General features: G+C 45.5%; 14 protein-coding genes. 2 read left to right on the top strand and 12 right to left on the bottom strand.

The window, feature by feature from the left end:
• From HMPREF0581_RS00590 to HMPREF0581_RS00580, 3 genes are all read right to left on the bottom strand, one after another.
• Nucleotides 1-1,776, bottom strand: a 1,776-nt coding sequence (locus tag HMPREF0581_RS00590) for a Cna B-type domain-containing protein (protein WP_156918774.1), incomplete at its 3' end; no start/stop codon positions are given.
• A gap of 104 nt (nt 1,777-1,880) precedes the next feature.
• Nucleotides 1,881-3,749: a group II intron reverse transcriptase/maturase gene (gene ltrA / locus HMPREF0581_RS00585; protein ID WP_456299002.1), complete on the bottom strand. Its 1,869-nt coding sequence runs from the start codon at nt 3,747-3,749 to the stop codon at nt 1,881-1,883.
• Between the two features lie 714 nt (nt 3,750-4,463).
• Nucleotides 4,464-5,759, bottom strand: coding sequence for a prealbumin-like fold domain-containing protein (locus tag HMPREF0581_RS00580; protein ID WP_036379340.1), 1,296 nt, complete (start codon nt 5,757-5,759; stop codon nt 4,464-4,466).
• Between the two features lie 181 nt (nt 5,760-5,940).
• Here HMPREF0581_RS00580 and HMPREF0581_RS00575 point away from each other — a divergent pair, with 181 nt between their 5' ends.
• Both HMPREF0581_RS00575 and HMPREF0581_RS00570 read left to right on the top strand, forming a co-directional pair.
• Nucleotides 5,941-6,627 carry a response regulator transcription factor gene (locus HMPREF0581_RS00575; protein ID WP_036379381.1) on the top strand — a complete coding sequence of 229 codons (687 nt, stop codon included), beginning with the start codon at nt 5,941-5,943 and terminating at the stop codon, nt 6,625-6,627.
• A complete protein-coding gene (locus tag HMPREF0581_RS00570; RefSeq protein ID WP_083844350.1) occupies nt 6,602-8,035 on the top strand; it encodes a sensor histidine kinase in 1,434 nt (477 codons plus the stop codon). Before HMPREF0581_RS00575 ends, HMPREF0581_RS00570 begins: the two co-directional genes overlap by 26 nt.
• Before the next feature lie 93 nt (nt 8,036-8,128).
• Here HMPREF0581_RS00570 and radA read toward each other — a convergent pair whose 3' ends face one another.
• From radA to HMPREF0581_RS00525, 9 genes are all read right to left on the bottom strand, one after another.
• Complete coding sequence (gene radA, locus HMPREF0581_RS00565; protein ID WP_036379336.1) at nt 8,129-9,505, bottom strand: DNA repair protein RadA; 1,377 nt, start codon at nt 9,503-9,505, stop codon at nt 8,129-8,131.
• A gap of 34 nt (nt 9,506-9,539) precedes the next feature.
• Complete coding sequence (locus tag HMPREF0581_RS00560; protein ID WP_036379334.1) at nt 9,540-11,114, bottom strand: putative ABC exporter domain-containing protein; 1,575 nt, start codon at nt 11,112-11,114, stop codon at nt 9,540-9,542.
• Nucleotides 11,111-11,929, bottom strand: a complete 819-nt coding sequence (locus HMPREF0581_RS00555; protein ID WP_036379332.1) for an ABC transporter ATP-binding protein — start codon at nt 11,927-11,929, stop codon at nt 11,111-11,113. Before HMPREF0581_RS00555 ends, HMPREF0581_RS00560 begins: the two co-directional genes overlap by 4 nt.
• Nucleotides 11,929-13,143 carry an AI-2E family transporter gene (locus tag HMPREF0581_RS08160; protein ID WP_051426856.1) on the bottom strand — a complete coding sequence of 405 codons (1,215 nt, stop codon included), beginning with the start codon at nt 13,141-13,143 and terminating at the stop codon, nt 11,929-11,931. Before HMPREF0581_RS08160 ends, HMPREF0581_RS00555 begins: the two co-directional genes overlap by 1 nt.
• A gap of 212 nt (nt 13,144-13,355) precedes the next feature.
• A complete protein-coding gene (locus tag HMPREF0581_RS00545; RefSeq protein WP_009644502.1) occupies nt 13,356-15,290 on the bottom strand; it encodes an elongation factor G in 1,935 nt (644 codons plus the stop codon).
• Between the two features lie 208 nt (nt 15,291-15,498).
• Entirely contained in the window at nt 15,499-16,893 is a 1,395-nt protein-coding gene (gene asnS, locus HMPREF0581_RS00540; RefSeq protein ID WP_009644534.1) for an asparagine--tRNA ligase, read from the bottom strand.
• Nucleotides 16,894-17,062: 169 nt separating this feature from the next.
• Entirely contained in the window at nt 17,063-17,371 is a 309-nt protein-coding gene (locus HMPREF0581_RS00535; RefSeq protein ID WP_156918771.1) for a hypothetical protein, read from the bottom strand.
• 147 nt (nt 17,372-17,518) lie between these two features.
• Nucleotides 17,519-18,172 (bottom strand): hypothetical protein, encoded by a 654-nt coding sequence (locus HMPREF0581_RS00530; protein ID WP_156791982.1) that lies wholly within the window; start codon nt 18,170-18,172, stop codon nt 17,519-17,521.
• Between the two features lie 23 nt (nt 18,173-18,195).
• Nucleotides 18,196-18,618, bottom strand: a complete 423-nt coding sequence (locus tag HMPREF0581_RS00525) for a hypothetical protein (RefSeq protein WP_009644536.1) — start codon at nt 18,616-18,618, stop codon at nt 18,196-18,198.
• Nucleotides 18,619-19,035: the final 417 nt, after the last annotated feature.

The raw sequence follows: 19,035 nt of genomic DNA, 5'->3' as shown, positions 1-19,035 counted from the left end.
TTTGATATCATAGCCTTCTATCTCGGTATTGTAGTCATCTACGGTGTTTTCCGTTACGGTGTACTTGATCACCCTTCCGTTTTCGTACTTCGGAAGATCGGTAAAGCTGTATTTCCAGTCGGTAGCTGCTGTAGCCTTAACATTCTTAACTTCTCTTACATTCGCCAGAAGATTTACAGTGATTTCCTTAGGCCGCTTTCCGTCCTGGTCATCCTTGTCATTCCATACCTTCTTACCGTTGACTTCCGTAACTTCAGGCTTGTGGATGTTCATGATCCTGATATTTCCCGTATTGCTGTTATCTACTTCCGCAGTATAACCTTCTACCTTCGTAGTCTCTTTTACAGTATACTCTATATCTTTCCCACCAGCTTTCTTCGGAAGCTTTGTCCATGTATGAGTCCAGATATTTCCATCACCAAGCTCTACCTCTGCTCCCTTCTTTTCACCATTTGCATACAGCTGAACCTTGACGCTCTTAGGGCGCTTTCCGTCCTGATTGTTCGCATCGTCCCAACCCTTTGTAACCGTTACGCTTGTCTCTTCGGGGGTATAACTGTTCCTGATGTTATAACCGTCAATATCCGGAGTATATCCATTCACAGCATCCTCCGTTACGGTGTACTTAATCACCCTTCCGTTTTCATACTTCGGAAGGTCGGTAAAGCTGTATTTCCAACCATTAGCTGCTGTAGCTTTCACCTTCTTAACTTCTTTTCCGTTTGCCAGAAGGTTTACAGTGATCTCCTTAGGGCGCTTTCCGTCCTGGTCATTCCTGTCGTTCCAGGTCTTCTCCCCTTCTACCTTTGTTTTCTCCGGAACATGTTTGTTGCTGATGATTATATTTCCCTGATTCTCATTATTATAGGATGCAGTGTAGCCGTTTATCGATTCTGCTTCCTTTACCGTATACTTTATAGTCTTTCCTGCCTTCTTCTCAGGAAGGTTATTCCATGTATAGCTCCATCCGCTTCCATCGGTAATTTCTACTTCATTTCCGACTTTATCATCATTTCCGTACAGCTGTACCTTGATGCTGTTCGGACGTTTCCCGTCCTGATTGTCGCTATCATCCCATCTCTTGGTTACAGTAACCGAAGTCTTCTTCGGAGTGTAACTGTTCTTGATGTTATAACCGCTGATTGCAGGTGTGTATTCAGCTACTGCATTTTCCGTTACGGTATATACTATTTCTCTGCCGGCATTATCATACTTGGCTACATCCTTGAAGGTATATTTCCACTTTCCGCTTGCGTCAGACTTTACCTCCATCGATTTAACAGGATTTCCGTTTGCCAAGAGGTTTACCGTGATCTTGTCCGGACGCTTCCCATCCTGATCATCGGCATCGTTCCAAGTCTTCTCTCCTGAAACCTCAGTCGTATTCTTGATCCAGTAGCCAACAAGTTCGACATCACCGTTCGGCATCTCAAACGAGCTGTCATTATCCTTGACAGTGACCTTCTGTCCGCTTTCGGTATGCCAGCCTGTAAAGATATATCCTGACATGGACAGGTCAGGCTTCACGTCAACGGTCGCATGCTGATTGTAAGTCTTGGAATCAACAGGCGCCGTAGGACTTCCTGCAGGGATTTCCTCTCCCGCCGGATTCTTGACGATTTTGTACGTTACCTTGTATTCCGACTTCTTGTTGGTAAGTGTGAAATCCTTATTATCACTTGGTGCATCCTTATCGGTAAAGCTTATTACAAACTCCTTCGATACGGCAGATAGTGATAGGTAATCCTTTGATGTTATCTCCGGATTTTCCCCCACTTCACACCGTGCATGCGACTTTCACCGCACACGGCGTTCCATCACAAGAAAGATTTTCACGTTTTAACTAAGACTTACACACTTCGTAACAAATTATTTTTTCTCTAAATTAGTGGCAATCCTGCCATTTTTCTAAGCTTATTACATTTCTCAATCTGTTTGAACGTTAAACCAAGCTCTTTTATATATTTTTGGATTGTATCTTCTTTTGTTGCATGGATGAGTATATGAACTGCCTCTGTAACAAGAATTAAGTTGCTGTAACTGTCTGTACCGCCTTGTTCAAGCGGTATCTTATGATGGCAATGTATATCGTTTGGTGTAAGTTTTATACCTGTTACTCCACATCTGCCATATTGAGCTGCAAAGAGCGAGATTCTGTTGTCTGCAAACTCTATACTTTTATCAAGCACAGGGTGTTTCATCAGCCAGACAAGTGTATCTACATCAATTTGTAGATTTTTATGAATGAAAGCTCTGCCCTCTAAAGTATATTTATTTACAACCTTTTTCTTGTGTTTTGCGTCCTTTGTCCTGATATATCCCACCGGAATTAACGGATGTCCATTAAGGAAGCGAAGCTGTTTACTTTTTCCATATTTTTCTTTGATAAATCCTTTGTTTAGTGTTCCACTGGTTTTAATATCAAGTCTATTGTTCATCTGCTTTTTAATGTGAAAGGCTATTTTAGTAAAGTCCAAACTCACGTTTGTTGCTATTTGGTAATAATTATGCAAGCCTGAAACAGTGGCATTATACTTAGCTATTGCTTTGTACTGCTCCTTTTCATTTGCAGGTCTTTTTATATCCGCAACACATTTAGAAATATTTTCTTTTGCCTTTTTCAGTGCCTTATCACTTATATGCGACTGTACAACAAACTTTTTGCCTTTTGGTTTCACCTTAAGCTTGAAGCCTAAGAACTCCGAATACCTTTGTTTTAGATTTGTTATTTTAGATTTTTCTTCACTCACATTTAGTTTTAATCTGTCTTGCAACCATTTTGTAACTGCCTGATAAGTTCTTTTTGCATCGTAGTAATTACGGCAAAATATCTTAAAATCATCAGCATATCTTACAATGTATATTTCTTTTAGGTTGCTTGTCCTTAAAGCTCTGTAGGTATGACTTTTTATCTCTGTTCCTTGACTGTTCGTTCTCTGTTTATATGGATAATGCGTGGGCATTGTCAGCCATTGAGAAGAAACCCACCAATCTAATTCGTTCAAGACTACATTAGATAGTAGCGGTGATAATATACCGCCTTGTGGTGTTCCCTTTGTTGGTGTAAATACCTTTTTATCGGGCATAACAATATCTGCTTTCAGCATTTCCTTAATGATACAAAGTAACTTTTTGTCTTGGATTCCCAAATTCCAAAGCTGCCTTATGAGCTTTGCATGATATACATTGTCGAAAAATCCTTGTATATCAATATCGACTACATAATGTAAGTGCTGTATCTGCATTAGTCTTGCACATTCTGCGATTGCATGTTCCGTATTCCTGTTAGGTCGAAACCCATAGGAGCTGTCATGAAACTTGGCTTCACATATCGGCTCCAATATTTGCAAGATACATTGTTGTACAATTCTGTCTACAATAGTCGGTATTCCTAAAGGTCTTATTTTCCCATTAGGCTTTAGTATCTCCACTCTCTTTACAGGACGTGGTTTATACCAATGAAACTGTTTTTGTATGAGAGAAATGTATTCTTCTTCATTTAGCCTTGATAGATGTTTTATTGTTCTGCCATCTACTCCGGCTGTATGACTGCCTTTGTTCCCTTTGATACTACGATAAGCGAGTTTAATATTTTCTCTTGAAGTTATCAGCTCCATTAAATTTGAAAATACTTTATTATTACCGCTATCTTCATATAAATCATCAAGGACTTTTTGCAAGTCATAGTATTCCGTATAACGGATTTTGCTTTGTTTCAGTGTTTGTTTCGAAGTGGACACAGTCACCATCTCCTTTCGGATTTGATTTTCTTTGTCATACTCGAAGCTGTGTTTGTCTTAATTTCAGTTCTTGTACTTTCCTGTGACTGGTGGCTATCCCTCCACGAACTTATTATTTTCGCTTCATAGGTACTGTGCCACCGCTTTCACCAAGATAAAGAACGGTTATATGCTGTTTTTTACAGTCATTTTCCCATTCAACACTTCATTAGCATTAGACTGCTTCCATGTTCCCGGCTTACCACGTTCCGACAATCTTATCTTTGAATACGTTTAGGTTCTTCCTCTAAGCCTGTGTTTAGTTTTCACCATATCGCCTGTAACGATATATGGATTTTCATAACAACCATTCTTACTCATCCACAAACACCCCATCTTTGATGGGAATTGCCGTTAGGCAAATTCAAACGTTTAGACTTGTACATTCGGAAGTGCGTCAGTGCTTTGGTATACACATTCTCACCATGCGTATTCGACACCCGGCATATAGGTAGCACCGTCCACCTCTGAACAGCTTTCGTGTCTGATATGAAATACCAGTCTTACGGCTACTCTCTGCCGACTTCACCGAGCTTTTGACAATGAAATAGTCTAATATTCATTGCCAATCGGAGTATCAGTGCAGGCATTTCAGGGCGTTACCCCGTCATTCTACCTATCAGATTGTCAGTTCTCCTAAGTTTTGAACTTTATGTCCTTAGACTTAGTGCATAAGCTTTTCACTTATGAACGTGTCGCACGATTGCTGTTGTCATATCCCTCCGGAGCTTTAGTCTCCACCAGGCGATATGTCTTACCGTTCAAGAGTCCTCTGATATTCAAGATACCGTTTGCATTGGTATAGAGACGGTCACCGACTTTGCTGCCGCCGTTGCTGCCGACAATCGTTATATGGTCCTTCACATATTGTGAATCCGTATCAATCCAATTTCCGGCGGGAGCCTTCTCCTGAAGCTTGAACTCCGCCTTCTCAACACCCTGTCCCGTCTTGGCGTCCGTCTTCAGGATGGCTGCGCCGTCCTTATATGTATATAGACTGATGTCACCTACGACAAAGAAGTTCCTTGCCGTCACCGACTGGTCTGAAATGGTCGCCGTGTTCTCGACGTAAGCTCCTGTCCGCATGACCGGCTTAACCAGATCAGCGTTAAAGACAAAGTTAAGATCAGTAATAGGCCAGTCCTTGATCTGATCGTATATGGTATCAACCGGTATCTGAACTCTCTGCAAGTCATTGTCCGGGGTGATGTCATATGTAGGGAAAAAACCATTGATCACCTTCTCCTTACCGACCTTGTCACAGAGATCTCCCCATGTGTACATACTCTTGGGATCCTTCGAGCCCACCTTTCCGAGATTCATCACCAGTCTGATATCCCCGTTGGGGTTCTTGTAGATGCCGTATTCCCCTTTCTTGAGCGATGCCTTGAAATCCTCATAGGACTGTCCTACGGCCGCTTCTCTCTTTGTGAAAAAATCATCAAAATTTACGTACCCTGCCTGCGTAGGATTGTAACAGTTGGTGGGCTTGCCGTCGACGTAATTCTGCCGTAAAACCGGTGTCTTCCCGTCCTTATACAGGTGTGTGCCTCTTATTGTAACGTTTTTCTCAAACTCAATATTTTTGTATGTATCGCCCGGAAGTAGGTCCTCCACATAGGTGGTCTCTGTGGCAGAATAGGAACCGAACGCCGCATCGTATCCGAACAGAAAGGCGATCGTTGTAGATGCGTCCGAGATTGTGTCGTTTTCCTTGCCACTGAGAGGAGAGGTCAACTTATACTTATAATTAGGTCTGTTCGCGTCAATGCCCCAGTGGGTGCTGGTATTGGTCGACGACGTTCCTCCGGACTTGCTGTTGCCCTTACTGAAAAAGGTTGCCGGATCGCCGGGCCCCGGCGAGGGATAGGTTCCGAAGAATTTTGCAGTCTGAGTCAGATAGTAATTCGCCTTGACATTGACAATGGGAGTTTTTTGTACCTTTTCGGACTGTAAATTAAAGTCTACTTTTTTTGTCATTCATTGTTTTCACGAAGCCGGTTTAAGCACTTACAGGCATTCACAAACACGCTACACTCTCGTATTCTTCAATGCAATTCCACAATATGTATATTCGCTGTGTTATAATTGTGTAAAATTTGAATAGAATTTAGAGCAGAAAATTAATTACATGCTGCAGGATATGAAAGGAAAGCATATTATGAAGAAATTACTGGTTGTAGATGACGAAGCTAAGATAAGAGAGGTCATCAAAGAATATTCGGAATTCAGCGGCTACGAGGTTACCGAGGCTGCCGACGGAATGAGTGCTATCGGGCTCTGCAAGCTCAACGATTACGATCTTATCATCATGGATGTTATGATGCCTAAGCTTGACGGCTTCAGCTCTGTGAAGGAAATAAAGAAAATCAAGGATATCCCTGTAATCATGCTGTCCGCAAGAGGCGAAGAGTACGACAAGCTGTTCGGCTTTGAGCTCGGAGTAGATGACTACGTCGTAAAGCCTTTTAGCCCTAAGGAGCTTATGGCTCGTGTAAATGCAGTTATCTCAAGGCGGGAGGGTGCCGATCACTCGACAAGCACTGTTATGAAATTTGACGGACTCGAGGTTAACTTCGCGGCGCGTACTATTTACATCGACGGAGAGAGGGTTAATCTCACACCTAAGGAATATGACCTGCTCTTCTATCTGATCCAGAATAGGAACATCGCATTATCAAGAGACAAGCTTCTCTCGGATATATGGGGCTATGACTTCTTCGGTGATGATCGAACAATTGATACTCACATCAAGAATCTGAGAAACAATTTGGGTCCATATAGAGACTTTATCGTTACACTAAGAGGAGTTGGATACAAATTTGAGTACGAAGACAAAGAGAAATAGATGGGATCCAAACAGCATACGTGCCATCTCGCTGATGTACTTCATGATCTTCGCCGGCATCATCCTTCTGATGATATGGTTCATGCAGAGCTTCTTTATGAACAATTACTACGAGCGCATGATGGCTCGCGAGGCGCAGAACACAGCGAACAAGCTCGGCAATTACTATTCCACCAACAAAGGGAATTTTGACGAATATGCACGCAAGGCTGCTGAACGCAACGGTCTCTACATCAGACTCGACACCAAGACTTCAACATCTGAGTACGGCAACGGAGGCTTCGCACCGGACGATTCATCCAAATATCTATTTGAGATATCCAATGCCAAGGAAAAGCTCGAGGAAAGCTCGCTGGGCACAGTCTCTCTGACGATTGCCGACAAAGGCAAGGACGCCTCCAGACTCGTATATGCGACATATCTCGGCAGTCGCTCGGACAGCACCATCCTGTACATGATCGCTCCGCTGTACCCTGTACAGTCGACAATTTCAATACTGCGTTCACAGCTGCTGTACATCACATTTATCACGCTGATGATTGCCAGCATGCTGGCAATCATCATGTCGACATGGCTGTCGCTGCCTATCGCCGGCATCACCAGGTCGGCTGTCGAGCTCAGTAACGGCAATTATAATGTTAAATTCAACGGCGGTATGTTCACCGAGACGAACGAGCTCGCCAAGACGCTCAACAAGGCGTCATACGAGATGCAGAAGACCGACTCATACCAGCGCGACCTGATTGCCAACGTATCACACGATCTCAAGACTCCGCTGACAATGATCAAGTCATACGCAGAGATGATCAACGATATTTCAGGCGATAACCCTGAGAAGCGAGCCGAACACCTCGCAGTTATCATCTCGGAGACTGACAGGCTCAACAAGCTCGTTACGGACATGTTATCCGTATCCAGGCTGCAGTCTAACTCCGCAGAGATCAACATGACGAAGTTCGACATAGTAAAGGCCGCGTCCGAGGTTGAGGAGACGTTTGAGGTACTCAACCAGCAGGAAGGCTATAACATCACATTTAGCAAGTGTCGCTCCGCCTATGTCTACGGTGACTACGATAAGCTCAAGCAGGTTATGGCTAACCTTATCTCCAACGCAGTAAAATACTGCGGCGAAGACAGATACATCCATATTGAGCTCAAGAAGGTCGGCCGCAGCGTCAGATTTGACGTAATCGACCACGGTGACGGGATTGCCGCCGAGGAAATTTCGCACGTATGGGAGCGCTACTATCGAACCAGTGCCAACCGTAACAGGAACATCGAGGGCACAGGGCTCGGCCTCTCCATCGTCAAAGGCATATTGAGTCTCCACAACGCCAACTACGGAGTCGAGAGCGAGGAAGGCAAGGGAAGCGATTTCTGGTTCGAGCTCAATACAGTTCGGAAATAGGACGAATTAGAGGTCGGATATATCCGGTTTCTGAATCTGACAATCTAGCTTCATTAGCGGTCGGAAATAGGACTAGCAGAAATTATATTCCTGCTAGTCCTTATTTACGTAAGCCTTGATGGCATCGCCGAGGCTGTCTGCTCCTATGACGCGGATACCGGTACCCGGCTTGGCTCCCTTGATGTTGCCCTTTGGCAGGATTATGGCTTCGTAGCCGAGGCGTGCCGCTTCGCTTGCTATACGGTCCGCATTCCTCACTGCCCGCAGATTGCCGGTGAGCCCGACCTCGCCGAGCGCGACGATGCGGCGAGGCGAGGTGCGCTCGCGGAACGAGCTGTAGATCGCGAGCGCGACGGCCAGGTCTGCGCCCGGGCCGTCGCGCTTGAGCCCGCCGACAACATTGACATAGACATCATAATTTAACAGAGAGATCCCTACTTTTTTCTCCAGCACAGCCAGTATCATATTGAGTCTGTTATTATCTATTCCGATTGCGCTTCGGCGCGCGAAGCCTACATTGGCAGGTGTCACCAGCGCCTGAATCTCGAAGAATACCGGACGGCTGCCCTCGTAGAGCGCCGAAGCTACCGATCCTTCCTCACGGGCATCTGAGCTCTCCAGCAGCGTGCCGGACAAGTCCCTGACCTCGGTCATACCGGAAGCACCCATGCTGAAAGCCCCGATTTCCTCGGTGGTACCGAATCTGTTCTTGACAGAACGCAGTATCCTGAGATCCCTGTCGCGCTCCCCGACGAAATTGAGCACACAGTCCACCATGTGCTCGATAGTTTTAGGGCCGGCGAGGTCGCCCGATTTGTTGACATGCGCCACAATGAAGATAGGAACATTGTTACTCTTAGCGTATTTCATGAGCAGGTTCGAGCAAGCGCGAATCTGCGTGATGCTGCCCGCAGTGTTGTCCAGCTCATCGGAATACATCGTCTGAATCGAGTCGATAACCAGGAATTTGGGCTTGACCTGTTCACAGGCCATCAGCACACTCTCAAGGTTGGTCTCGGGAAATATCAGAAGGTCATCGGAAAGATTGTCGCACACCCTGTCGGCGCGCAACTTAACCTGCTCCTCGGATTCCTCACCGCTCACGTACAACACAGTCCCATTGTTAACAGCTATGGAATTTGCCGACTGGATGATCAGCGTTGATTTGCCGATTCCCGGCTCACCGGATATCAGTATCATCGATCCAAGTACGATTCCGCCGCCGAGCACCCTGTCGAGCTCTGCGATCCCCGACGTGATCCTCGTGTAGCTGCCGGTGCCCACATTTATCAATTTGGAAGGCGCTGCCTTGTCGGTCGTCCGCCTTCTCGCATCATTGTCCTGAACCGGCTTCACCTTCTGCTCAACAATAGAGTTCCACGCGCCGCAATAAGAGCACTGCCCCTGCCAGCTCGGGAACTCATTGCCGCATTCCGCGCACATATATACAGTCTTCGCTTTCTTAGCCATTATCTCATTACTCCTTAATACCGGAATTTCTCACCTATTCTGACTCCATATGCTCCAGTGCCAATGACGCCACGAACATTCCGGAGAGTGACATCAGTACAGTTATCACGCAGACTGCACTAAAGCCTATCTCCACTCCTATCCCCGTCACGATGCATACTGCCAGCACTGCAGCCGAGATGCCTATTACCAACGTCTTAACCGCAAACTGTATGAGGTTGAGCAGGAATCGGAATGCATCCAGCACCTTGCTGAGATATACCTCTACAACCATGTGATAGTACACGTTTGTAGCATTTATCCCGATAAATGTCATAATGATCAGCAGCATTTGTATAACGGTCAGTCCCAGCACAAAGCCTCCGGGAACAGTTATGAAGGCTGCATCCAGAGCAGCTTTGATGTGCTCAAGCTTGGTCGCATTCCATGTTTTCCTAAGATTCGTATCCGGAATCATAAATATATATGGGTTTTCAATTTCCTTTTCCCACTTTGTCCGACCGATGGACGTAAACAGCTCTACGTACACGAGAATTACAGGTATCGCCAATAGATTTCCAAGACCGAGATCGATATCTATGGTGATGCCGGCGATACTTATGCACCCGAGGAAAATACAGATGTAGCTGCGCAAATTAAAGAAAAACGTAGTCTCCTTTTTATACTCCAGCAGCTGTCTATAATATATAGCTCTGGCATAATCTCCTTTATATCTGACCGTTGCCTCCTTGTACTCCTTCTTGCCCCCAAGACGCCAGCTTGACGTATCGCCCTTATTGGATTTCTTCTTGAGTTCAGCATAATCCTTCGCAAAGGTTTCCGCATCTTCGTAATAATCCCCCTCGCACTTGCTCTTGTAAGCTACCGCGGCAAGCACAGCGGTCGAGATTACATAGAGTCCGCCTGTTATGACGTTACCGACAGTCGGCCCCATGAAGAAGAGTTGAATAAATCCAAGACTCCATCCGACAATCGGAACAGCCTTGATTAGAGGATGCCCGAGAAATTGCACTAGGACTTGCGCTGACAAGCCTGAGCTGATAAACATAGCAACAAATGCCAGGCTGACGGCAATGATGAGGCCGTAGTAAATCCGGCACAGGGCTTTGATGTGCTCCTTGCTTATTACCTCATTGCCGTAACACAGTATTGCCAGACTATGCTCGCAAATAGTACCAAGAATCAGATAGGCTATTCCGAACACCAGAAACTTAGGAGTGCTTTCGGGAAATTTCACGCATCCTGTTATTAGAATTACCAATGTAACTGCCATACTGATCAGTGTTCCCCTTGCTGAGGCGTACATCAGAATTCTCTTAGGAGAGAATGGTGCCGGGAACAGGAAATGCACGTCTGCCGGAGTAAATATTATCCCCTTGCGTCTCAAATAAGTTACGATAGATAAAGTGCCCGCGTATAATTGTATCATGAGCAGCACAGTTATGAATTGATTGACATTCTTGAACTTCAATGAAGCAACCATAGTCTTGATGAGCCACAATACGTATATCACAAGCAATATCAATGTAATCCATGCCAGCGGTTTCTTGAAGTTCGACCGGAGCTTGTTTCTAAACTGGCGCACATATAAATACATCAAGGCATTCATAGCTTTGCCTCCTCGTCGGTACGATGCATGTCATCCTCACCTGATTTTTCATCGTTACATATCTCACCATCAGACTCAGAATCTGCACATTGCTGCAACTCCGTATCGTTCTCGTCATGTGACTGAGTATCTCCGGTTATTTCAAAGAAAATGCGTTCGATATCCCCATTATATTCGGGAGTATTGGAGTATGTCCCGATAAGCTTTCCATCCTTCATTATGAAGACATAATCCCACAGCTCTTTGACCATTTCGAGCATGTGCGTGCTAATCAGCACTGTAACTCCCTGCGATTTTAATTCCATTATAAGCTTCTTGAGCTCCTTGATTGCCACCGGATCCAGTCCAACCATCGGCTCATCAAGCAAAATCACACTCGGCTTGATAGCCAGTGCACAGCAGATGCTCAGCTTCTGCATCATACCCTTGGACAATTCATTACCGAGCTTGCCTTTCTTGTCGCTCATCTCAAATCGCTCCAGCAGTGAATCAAGCTCCGCGTCTATTATCTCCGAGCGGTACGCTCGCTTGATATATTCAAGATGCTCTACTACGGTGAGTGCCGGAAACAGCGCCGGCAGCTCCGGCACGTATGCAAACCTCTTCTTGGCCTCCAGACTTCTGGATGGGATTCCGTCAACCGCAATAGTTCCCTCATATCTGAGAAGCCCCGCGATACTCTTGATGATAGTAGATTTACCCGCCCCGTTGGGCCCAAGCAAAATACCAATCTGCCCCGTCGGTACGGTAAAACTCACGTCATCAACAGCTTTGAACTTACCGTAGTATTTTGAAAGTTTCTTAATCTCCAGCATTATTCCCTTACCCTTTCCTTATCCGGCTGTATTAACGCATTACGTCTGCCTGACCTTCTCTCAACCAGTCTTTCAAACCATATTTTGCATAGAGCAGACACCGGAACGGCCGCGAGCATTCCTACAAATCCGCCTACCTTATTGCCGGCAATAATCGCAATTATCACAAGCATAGGATGTACATCTATACTCTTTGACAGCAGCTTGGGATTTATAACAGCGCCGTCAATAACCTGTACCGCCGAAATGATTATAATTGAGATAAGCATCGTCTTGAGCTCACCTGTTATTACACCTGAAATTATTGTTAACCCGTACCCGACAATCGGTCCCATATATGGAATGAGGTTGGCAATTCCTGCGGTTACTCCTATCATCACACCGTACGGCATTCCAACGATTGTAAACGCTATGCTGATTAGAAGCGCTACCATAAGCCCATCGAGAGCAGCCCCTCGGAAATATCCGCTAAACACCTTGTTGACATCATTGTATATGTAATTCAGTCTGTCGTTGGCACGTTGTGACCAGAACGTTCTTATCACGTAACCCCAATATTTACGTAAATTCGCCGAATCAAACAGGAGGTAGACTGTAAACATCATAGAGAAAAGCAGTGTGCTTGCACCCGAGGCTATATTTGAGAAGAGTGTTTGGAGTCCGCTTCCGTTATTTAGCAGCCTTGTAACCCAGCCTATCAGATTCTGTTCAAATTTGACTACAAAGCCATCCCCTATATTGTATTTTGAAAGCCACAGCCTCAGTCCTCGTTCGAATGCTTCAGCCTGGCTTACGATGCTGTTTATCAGAGTGTTAATACTGCCTGAGTTCAAGGTTTGCACCTGTCTGGTTATTGCAAATACAATCGCAGAAATCGCTGCTGTTGCCACTATTGCAATCAGTATTATCGATAATACTACCGAAAGTGCGTGAAGCCGCACGCTGTTCTTATTGCCAAGCTTGGATCCTGACGCAAGCTTTACTATCAGGCGTTCCACAAGTCTCACAAGCGGATGCAATATATAGGCAATTATTCCTCCTATAATGACCGGCTTAACAATCGCGCCTACCCAGCTCAGGCCATGCAATATCATCCTGCTTATAGATTGATATTGACCCATCACAAGTATCAGCGCATATGACATGCCGACAGTAAGTATCACATATGCCATAAGCTTAAGATATTTTTTATCAAATCTGTCTCTGAATTTCATCCTCGTTGTTATCCTCTCGCCAACAAAATTCCGTTATTTATTGATGATAACAAAATAATACCGGGTACGCCAGTTGGTTCACCCGGTATTGAGCTCTATAATTATTAAGATTTTATAAAAATTCAAGCATGCGGCAGTTTACTTTCGTTCAACATCCTGCTTATGGGCCGAGATTTGAAATGTGCTTCGGGTGTCCCAAATTATCACTTGCTTTAAGCCTCCTGCTTGTGGGCCTCGACGATCTTCTGTGCCAGGTTAGCCGGAACCTCTTCATACTTGGAGAATTCCATCTCGAAGCTGCCTCTTGCCTGAGTCATAGCTCTGAGCACAATTGCATAATCGAAGAGTTCTGCCTCCGGCGCCTCTGCGTGCAGGCAGGTCTTGCCGTCATCCGCCGGATCCATGCCGAGGATGCGTCCTCTGCGCTTGTTCATATCCCCCATCACGTCTCCTGTGTACTTCTCAGGAACTGTAATATCGAGCTTCATAATAGGCTCCAGCAGACAAGGCTTAGCTTCTACGATCCCCTTCTTGAATGCGAGAGAAGCGGCAATCTTGAACGCCATCTCGTTGGAGTCTACATCATGATACGAGCCGTCGTACAGAACCGCCTTGATATTGACAACCTTGCAGCCTGCAAGAGGCCCCTTCTCCATGGACTCCAGCAGACCCTTCTCAACAGCCGGAACATAGCTCTTAGGGATTGCTCCTCCAAACAGCTCTTCGGAGAACTCAAAATTTTCCGTGGATGGAGAGAATCTGATATGCACATCTCCATATTGCCCGGCTCCACCTGACTGCTTCTTGTGCTTACCTTGCACATCCGAGGTGCCCTTGATAGTCTCTCTGTATGCGATCTTCTGAGGAACTGTCACAACATCTATGCCGTAATTCTTCTTGAGCTTCTCTTTGATGATACCTATCTGGAGATCTCCCTGCCCACCGAGCAGTGACTGATGAGTCTCCGGATTTCTCACCAGCTCAAATGACGGATCCTCCTCCATGAGCTTGAACAGTCCTTGCGCCATCTTTTCCTCATCGTTCTTATCCTTAGCCTGCACTGCTATGAAGTAGTTAGGCTTAGGGAAGTCGATTGGCTCGAAGCTGATGCCTTCGCTCTTGGGGGATAGGGTATCGCCTGTCCTGGTACCTGCCAGCTTAGCTAGTGCAAATATATCCCCGGCCACAGCCTCGGTTGCCGGAACCTGTGACTTACCTCTAACGTAGAACATAGAGCCGAGCTTTTCCATTTTCTGAGAACGCGCATTGTACAGCTCCTGCCCTGCCTTGACAGTTCCGGTTATAACCTTTGCGTAGGAAATCCTGCCAAGGAACGGATCCGCCTTGGTCTTGAATATCCAGAGAACCGGCTTATCTGCCGGATCTGTAGTAACCTCAACGTCTTCGCCCTTGATATTCTTAGCTGAATATGGCGGGTGGTCGGTAGGCATCGGCACATACCTGTTGATAGAGCGGAGCACCTCGTCAACACCCTCGCCTGTCTTGGCCGACATCTTGATGATTGGAACTACATCTCCTGTTGCAATTCCCGTCATCAGTCCGTTATAGAATTCTTCTTCTGTAAACGGCTCATCGTTGAAGAACTTCTCCATCAGAGCCTCATCCGTACCTGCAACCGCTTCGTTGAGAGCATCCTTATCATCATCGGTAACTACCGAGTTGCCGAACTTCTCTCTCAGCTGCGCCACTACCTTGTCAACGTCTACGTTATCTTTATCAATCTTGGTGAGGACTATGAATTTAGGATTCTTATGCTTGCTGCATTCCTCCCACGCCTTCTCGGTTCCTACCTGTACTCCCGCGGATGCATCCACCATGATAATCGATGATGCAGCTGTGCTGAGCGCTGAACGAATCTCACCCGTGAAGTCAAATAGGCCCGGAGTATCGAGGAAATTGTACTTATATCCCTGGTACTCAACCGGAACGAGTGTAGTGCTGATGGAATGCTTCTTCTCAATTTCCATCTTGTCGTAATCCGATGTGGTGTTACCATCCTCTACTTTGCCCATCCTGGTGATTGCGCCGGTGGCAAGCAGAGCCGCTTCAAGAAAAGTTGTTTTACCGCAGCCGCCATGTCCCAGAAGTATGACGTTTCTAATCTTATCTGTAGAATAACCTTTCATCCTTAGATCCTCCCATTGATTTTAATATTTTGTTGAGCTCGTAAAATAATTTAAACTCTCGTTACAAGTATAACATAGGTTGTTCCTGTTCAATACAATAATTTAATGTCACTAAAAAGCGCTTAAAAAGCGGCGAATCACCGTTCCCTTGCACGGAAACGAGTCATCACCGCTTATGCTTATCAATGCATTTGGCTGCAAATATATTCTAAAACTCTGCGTTCTTAGGAGTTCTAGGGAACGGCACTACGTCACGGATGTTGCTCATACCTGTCAGATACATAATCATTCTCTCGAAACCGAGTCCGTATCCGGCGTGCTTAACGCCTCCGTATCTGCGTAGATCTACATACCAATCGTAGCTCTCTCTGTTCATGCCTATCTCGTCCATCCTAGCCTCGAGCACGTCGAGTCTCTCCTCTCTCTGACTGCCGCCGATGATTTCTCCAACGCCCGGAACGAGCAGGTCACAAGCCGCAACAGTCTTGCCGTCGTCATTGAGCCTCATATAGAACGCCTTAATTTCCTTCGGATAATCGATTACGAAGATAGGCTTCTTGAACACTTCCTCTGTGAGATATCTCTCGTGCTCGGTCTGTAAATCGATTCCCCACTCAACCGGGAACCGGAAGTCTTTGTCAGCCTTCTTGAGCATCTCAACCGCTTCGGTATAAGTAACTCTCTCGAAATCCGAGTTTATTATGTTATGAAGTCTCTCGAGCAACCCCTTGTCCACGAACTTGTTGAAAAATTCCATCTCCTCAGGCGCATGCTCAAGCGTGTAGTTGATGATGTATTTTACCATATCCTCTGCGACATCCATGTCATCAGCGAGGTCTGCAAATGCTATCTCCGGTTCGATCATCCAGAACTCGGACGCATGCCTGGCGGTATTGGAGTTCTCTGCGCGGAACGTCGGCCCAAATGTATATACATTTCTAAATGCCAGCGCCATCGCCTCTGCCTCGAGCTGTCCCGACACAGTGAGGTTGGTCTCCTTGCCGAAAAAGTCCTGCGAATAATCGATAGAACCATCCTCGTTAGTTGGCGCGTTGTTAAGGTCTAGCGTAGTAACCTTGAACATCTCGCCTGCACCCTCTGCGTCACTACCTGTGATGATTGGAGCGTGTACATATACGTAGTCTCTCTCTTGGAAGAACTTATGAATCGCATAAGCAACGATGCTGCGAACCCTGAATACAGCTGAAAAGGTGTTGCTCCTAGGGCGAAGATGTGCAATCTCTCTCAGGTATTCCATAGTGTGACGCTTCTTCTGGAGCGGATAATCTGCCATCGAATCAGCCTCGACAACAATCTCTGCTGCCTTGAGTTCAAAGGGCTGCTGCGCTCCGGGGGTCAGCTCAAGCACCCCCTTAACCATGAGTCCGGCTGCGAGACGAGCCTTGGATATCTCGTCATAATTTGCAATCTTAGATGCCTCGTACACAACCTGCAGAGGAGTGAAGAAGGTACCGTCATTGAGCGAGATGAAACCGAACTGATTGGATGCACGATTACCTCTCACCCAGCCTCTGACAACAATCTCTTTACCTGCATACTCTTCTCTGTTTCGGAAGAGTTCTCTGATCTCAATATCTTTCATTAGTATATCCTTCCTATTACCGTCTTGTTCTCGCAAATGCACGAATTTATTAATTGTATCACGTTTACATGTGATTTATCGAGTGTTTGAGCCATTTTATAGCTATTTACATGTTATTTTTCGTTGTTTTCATAAACTTCCGAGCAGCTCACCCGATTCTGCTGCTTTTCTACGCTATCTTCTCGATACCGCACTTGTAGGGAGCAACCACTTCAGCAAGTCTACTCAGCACTTCACCTGAAGTAAATACTTCTGGATATCCCACCTTGAGGCTGATGCTCATACAGCGCTCACCTCTATCTATGCTTACGGTTTCAACGCTAGTTCTCTCGTCCCCGGCGATAAGGTTAATCTCCGAGTTGATTCCGTAAGGCTCTTTGTCGAAGAGCTTTAGGAACATGTCGTCGAACCTATTTGCTGTAACTGTGTATCCCCCTAATCTCTCGGGGAGTACCGGCATATTAACTTTAACTTTCATTTCTCTATTTCCCATTGTGTCCACCCTTTTCCTTCGATTTATTTTGATTTACCATGGTTAAATCCATTAATCTGCACCCAGTATAATACCCCTTTTCATCTTCCAGATTCAAGGGGTTTAACTAGGTATTGATTTTAATTCGTCGTATTAACAGTAATCGTGGATTTTGTCTCCGCACATTATCTTTACATATGTGTTATATACTTCCGGAATCGGTCTTCCAAGGTAAATCTCGAGCTCCGGATTTACGTTTTCCCCCAGAAGGCTACACAGGTATAGCCGCTCATTCAAGCCCGGGTACATCTCGACTGACATAGTTTCTATATTTTCAACCATCGGCCAATCTGCTTCTTTTAAACCAGACTTAACCACCGTATGATAGAGTCCGCACGGTGCATTGTTCTTGCTATTATCTATCATATCTCTTTCAACCAATGCTAGTCGAGTGCCGAGTATTACCACACTTCGCTTTACTCCGTCGACGATAATTTCTCGACTTCTGTGACCTAGGCCTTCTGTATGAACCCATCTGGTTGGAAGCTCGTAGTCAGAAATCGGCTCTACACCTTTAATGCTCTCGATAGGACTGTGCGCCTTCCACTGGCGCGTAACCGCATGACAGAACAACACCTTATCATTTGATAGAATCACACCTTCCCATGAGTTATCCTCGCTAAAGAGCTTGAAGAAAACCATGTATGGCGATTTTACCATCTGCGCCAAGATGTATCTCCCATCTCTAAGGCGTACCGATATGACCTTCCCTTCTCTCCAAGGAACCGCTTTTTTCTTGTTTTCCAATATACTAACCTATTTCCCTTCACTTACTTTATCTCACGAACCTTGACTTTGTTCTTCTTCAGCTGCTTCTTAATCTGCGTAAGTCTCGCTTCAGTGGCCTTATCATTTCCAATAATGATACCCTTGTTTCTCCCTTTTTTTCTCACAAACTCTATAAAATATCTGCGACCATTTAGACGCCTTCCGCGCACAAAGTGTATCTCAACCGCTTCGAGCTCCTTCAAAGGAATCACTCGGTTCCCCGGAACAATACCGCTATGAATGTATACATTCCCATTTGAGATATGTATAGGTTCTGAAAATTTTCCGCCGCTCCTGCTGACCATCATCAGCTTGCGTATCGTCGAGACAAGAATGACGGTTCCAACGGTAAATACCACTATTTTAAAGAAGTTGTTATCCCATGTCTCTTTTAGCCCAATCAAAAAATATTGATATATCTTCATTAAACAGCTTTCCTCCAAATTATCTTTTGCTTTTTATACGCAAGCACCGACTCTCGATACCTTGCTTCGCTTCGTAATCTCTTATCAATTCAGCGTATTCTTTTACATATGAATTCATAATCTTTCACCCCATAATTTCACTTTGAAACTTTGCGTTCATGCCCTTGAATTATATCAGATTTTGCCGCTAAATTATAACAGATTGCATCTCTAAATTCATTGACATTTAATACCCTCGGTGGTAGTATAACTTATTATTAAAACGATGACGAGGACAGTAGGTTCGCTTTAAGGCTATGAGAGAGGGATGGACGGTGAGATCATTCCGGCACAGGGCGCTCTGAACACCACCTCCGAGTGGCACTAATCCTGCCCGCCTAGCCGCGTTAAAAGCTTCAAAGAGTGCCGGAGCAGGAG

It is taken from the genome of Mogibacterium timidum ATCC 33093 (assembly GCF_000525775.1).
Lineage (GTDB): Bacteria > Bacillota > Clostridia > Peptostreptococcales > Anaerovoracaceae > Mogibacterium > Mogibacterium timidum.
Note: the sequence above shows the minus strand (reverse complement) of the source record. Positions and strands in the feature narration are given on the sequence as shown.

Bases quoted from the DNA above. Each gene is read 5' to 3' on its own strand.
- HMPREF0581_RS00560 (WP_036379334.1), bottom strand. From the start codon at position 11,114: ATGAATGCCTTGATGTATTTATATGTGCGCCAGTTTAGAAACAAGCTC.
- asnS (WP_009644534.1), bottom strand. From the start codon at position 16,893: ATGAAAGATATTGAGATCAGAGAACTCTTCCGAAACAGAGAAGAGTAT.
- HMPREF0581_RS00555 (WP_036379332.1), bottom strand. From the start codon at position 11,929: ATGCTGGAGATTAAGAAACTTTCAAAATACTACGGTAAGTTCAAAGCT.
- HMPREF0581_RS00545 (WP_009644502.1), bottom strand. From the start codon at position 15,290: ATGAAAGGTTATTCTACAGATAAGATTAGAAACGTCATACTTCTGGGA.
- HMPREF0581_RS00525 (WP_009644536.1), bottom strand. From the start codon at position 18,618: ATGAAGATATATCAATATTTTTTGATTGGGCTAAAAGAGACATGGGAT.
- HMPREF0581_RS00575 (WP_036379381.1), top strand. From the start codon at position 5,941: ATGAAGAAATTACTGGTTGTAGATGACGAAGCTAAGATAAGAGAGGTC.
- HMPREF0581_RS08160 (WP_051426856.1), bottom strand. From the start codon at position 13,143: ATGAAATTCAGAGACAGATTTGATAAAAAATATCTTAAGCTTATGGCA.
- HMPREF0581_RS00535 (WP_156918771.1), bottom strand. From the start codon at position 17,371: ATGAAAGTTAAAGTTAATATGCCGGTACTCCCCGAGAGATTAGGGGGA.
- HMPREF0581_RS00580 (WP_036379340.1), bottom strand. From the start codon at position 5,759: ATGACAAAAAAAGTAGACTTTAATTTACAGTCCGAAAAGGTACAAAAA.
- ltrA (WP_456299002.1), bottom strand. From the start codon at position 3,749: ATGGTGACTGTGTCCACTTCGAAACAAACACTGAAACAAAGCAAAATC.
- radA (WP_036379336.1), bottom strand. From the start codon at position 9,505: ATGGCTAAGAAAGCGAAGACTGTATATATGTGCGCGGAATGCGGCAAT.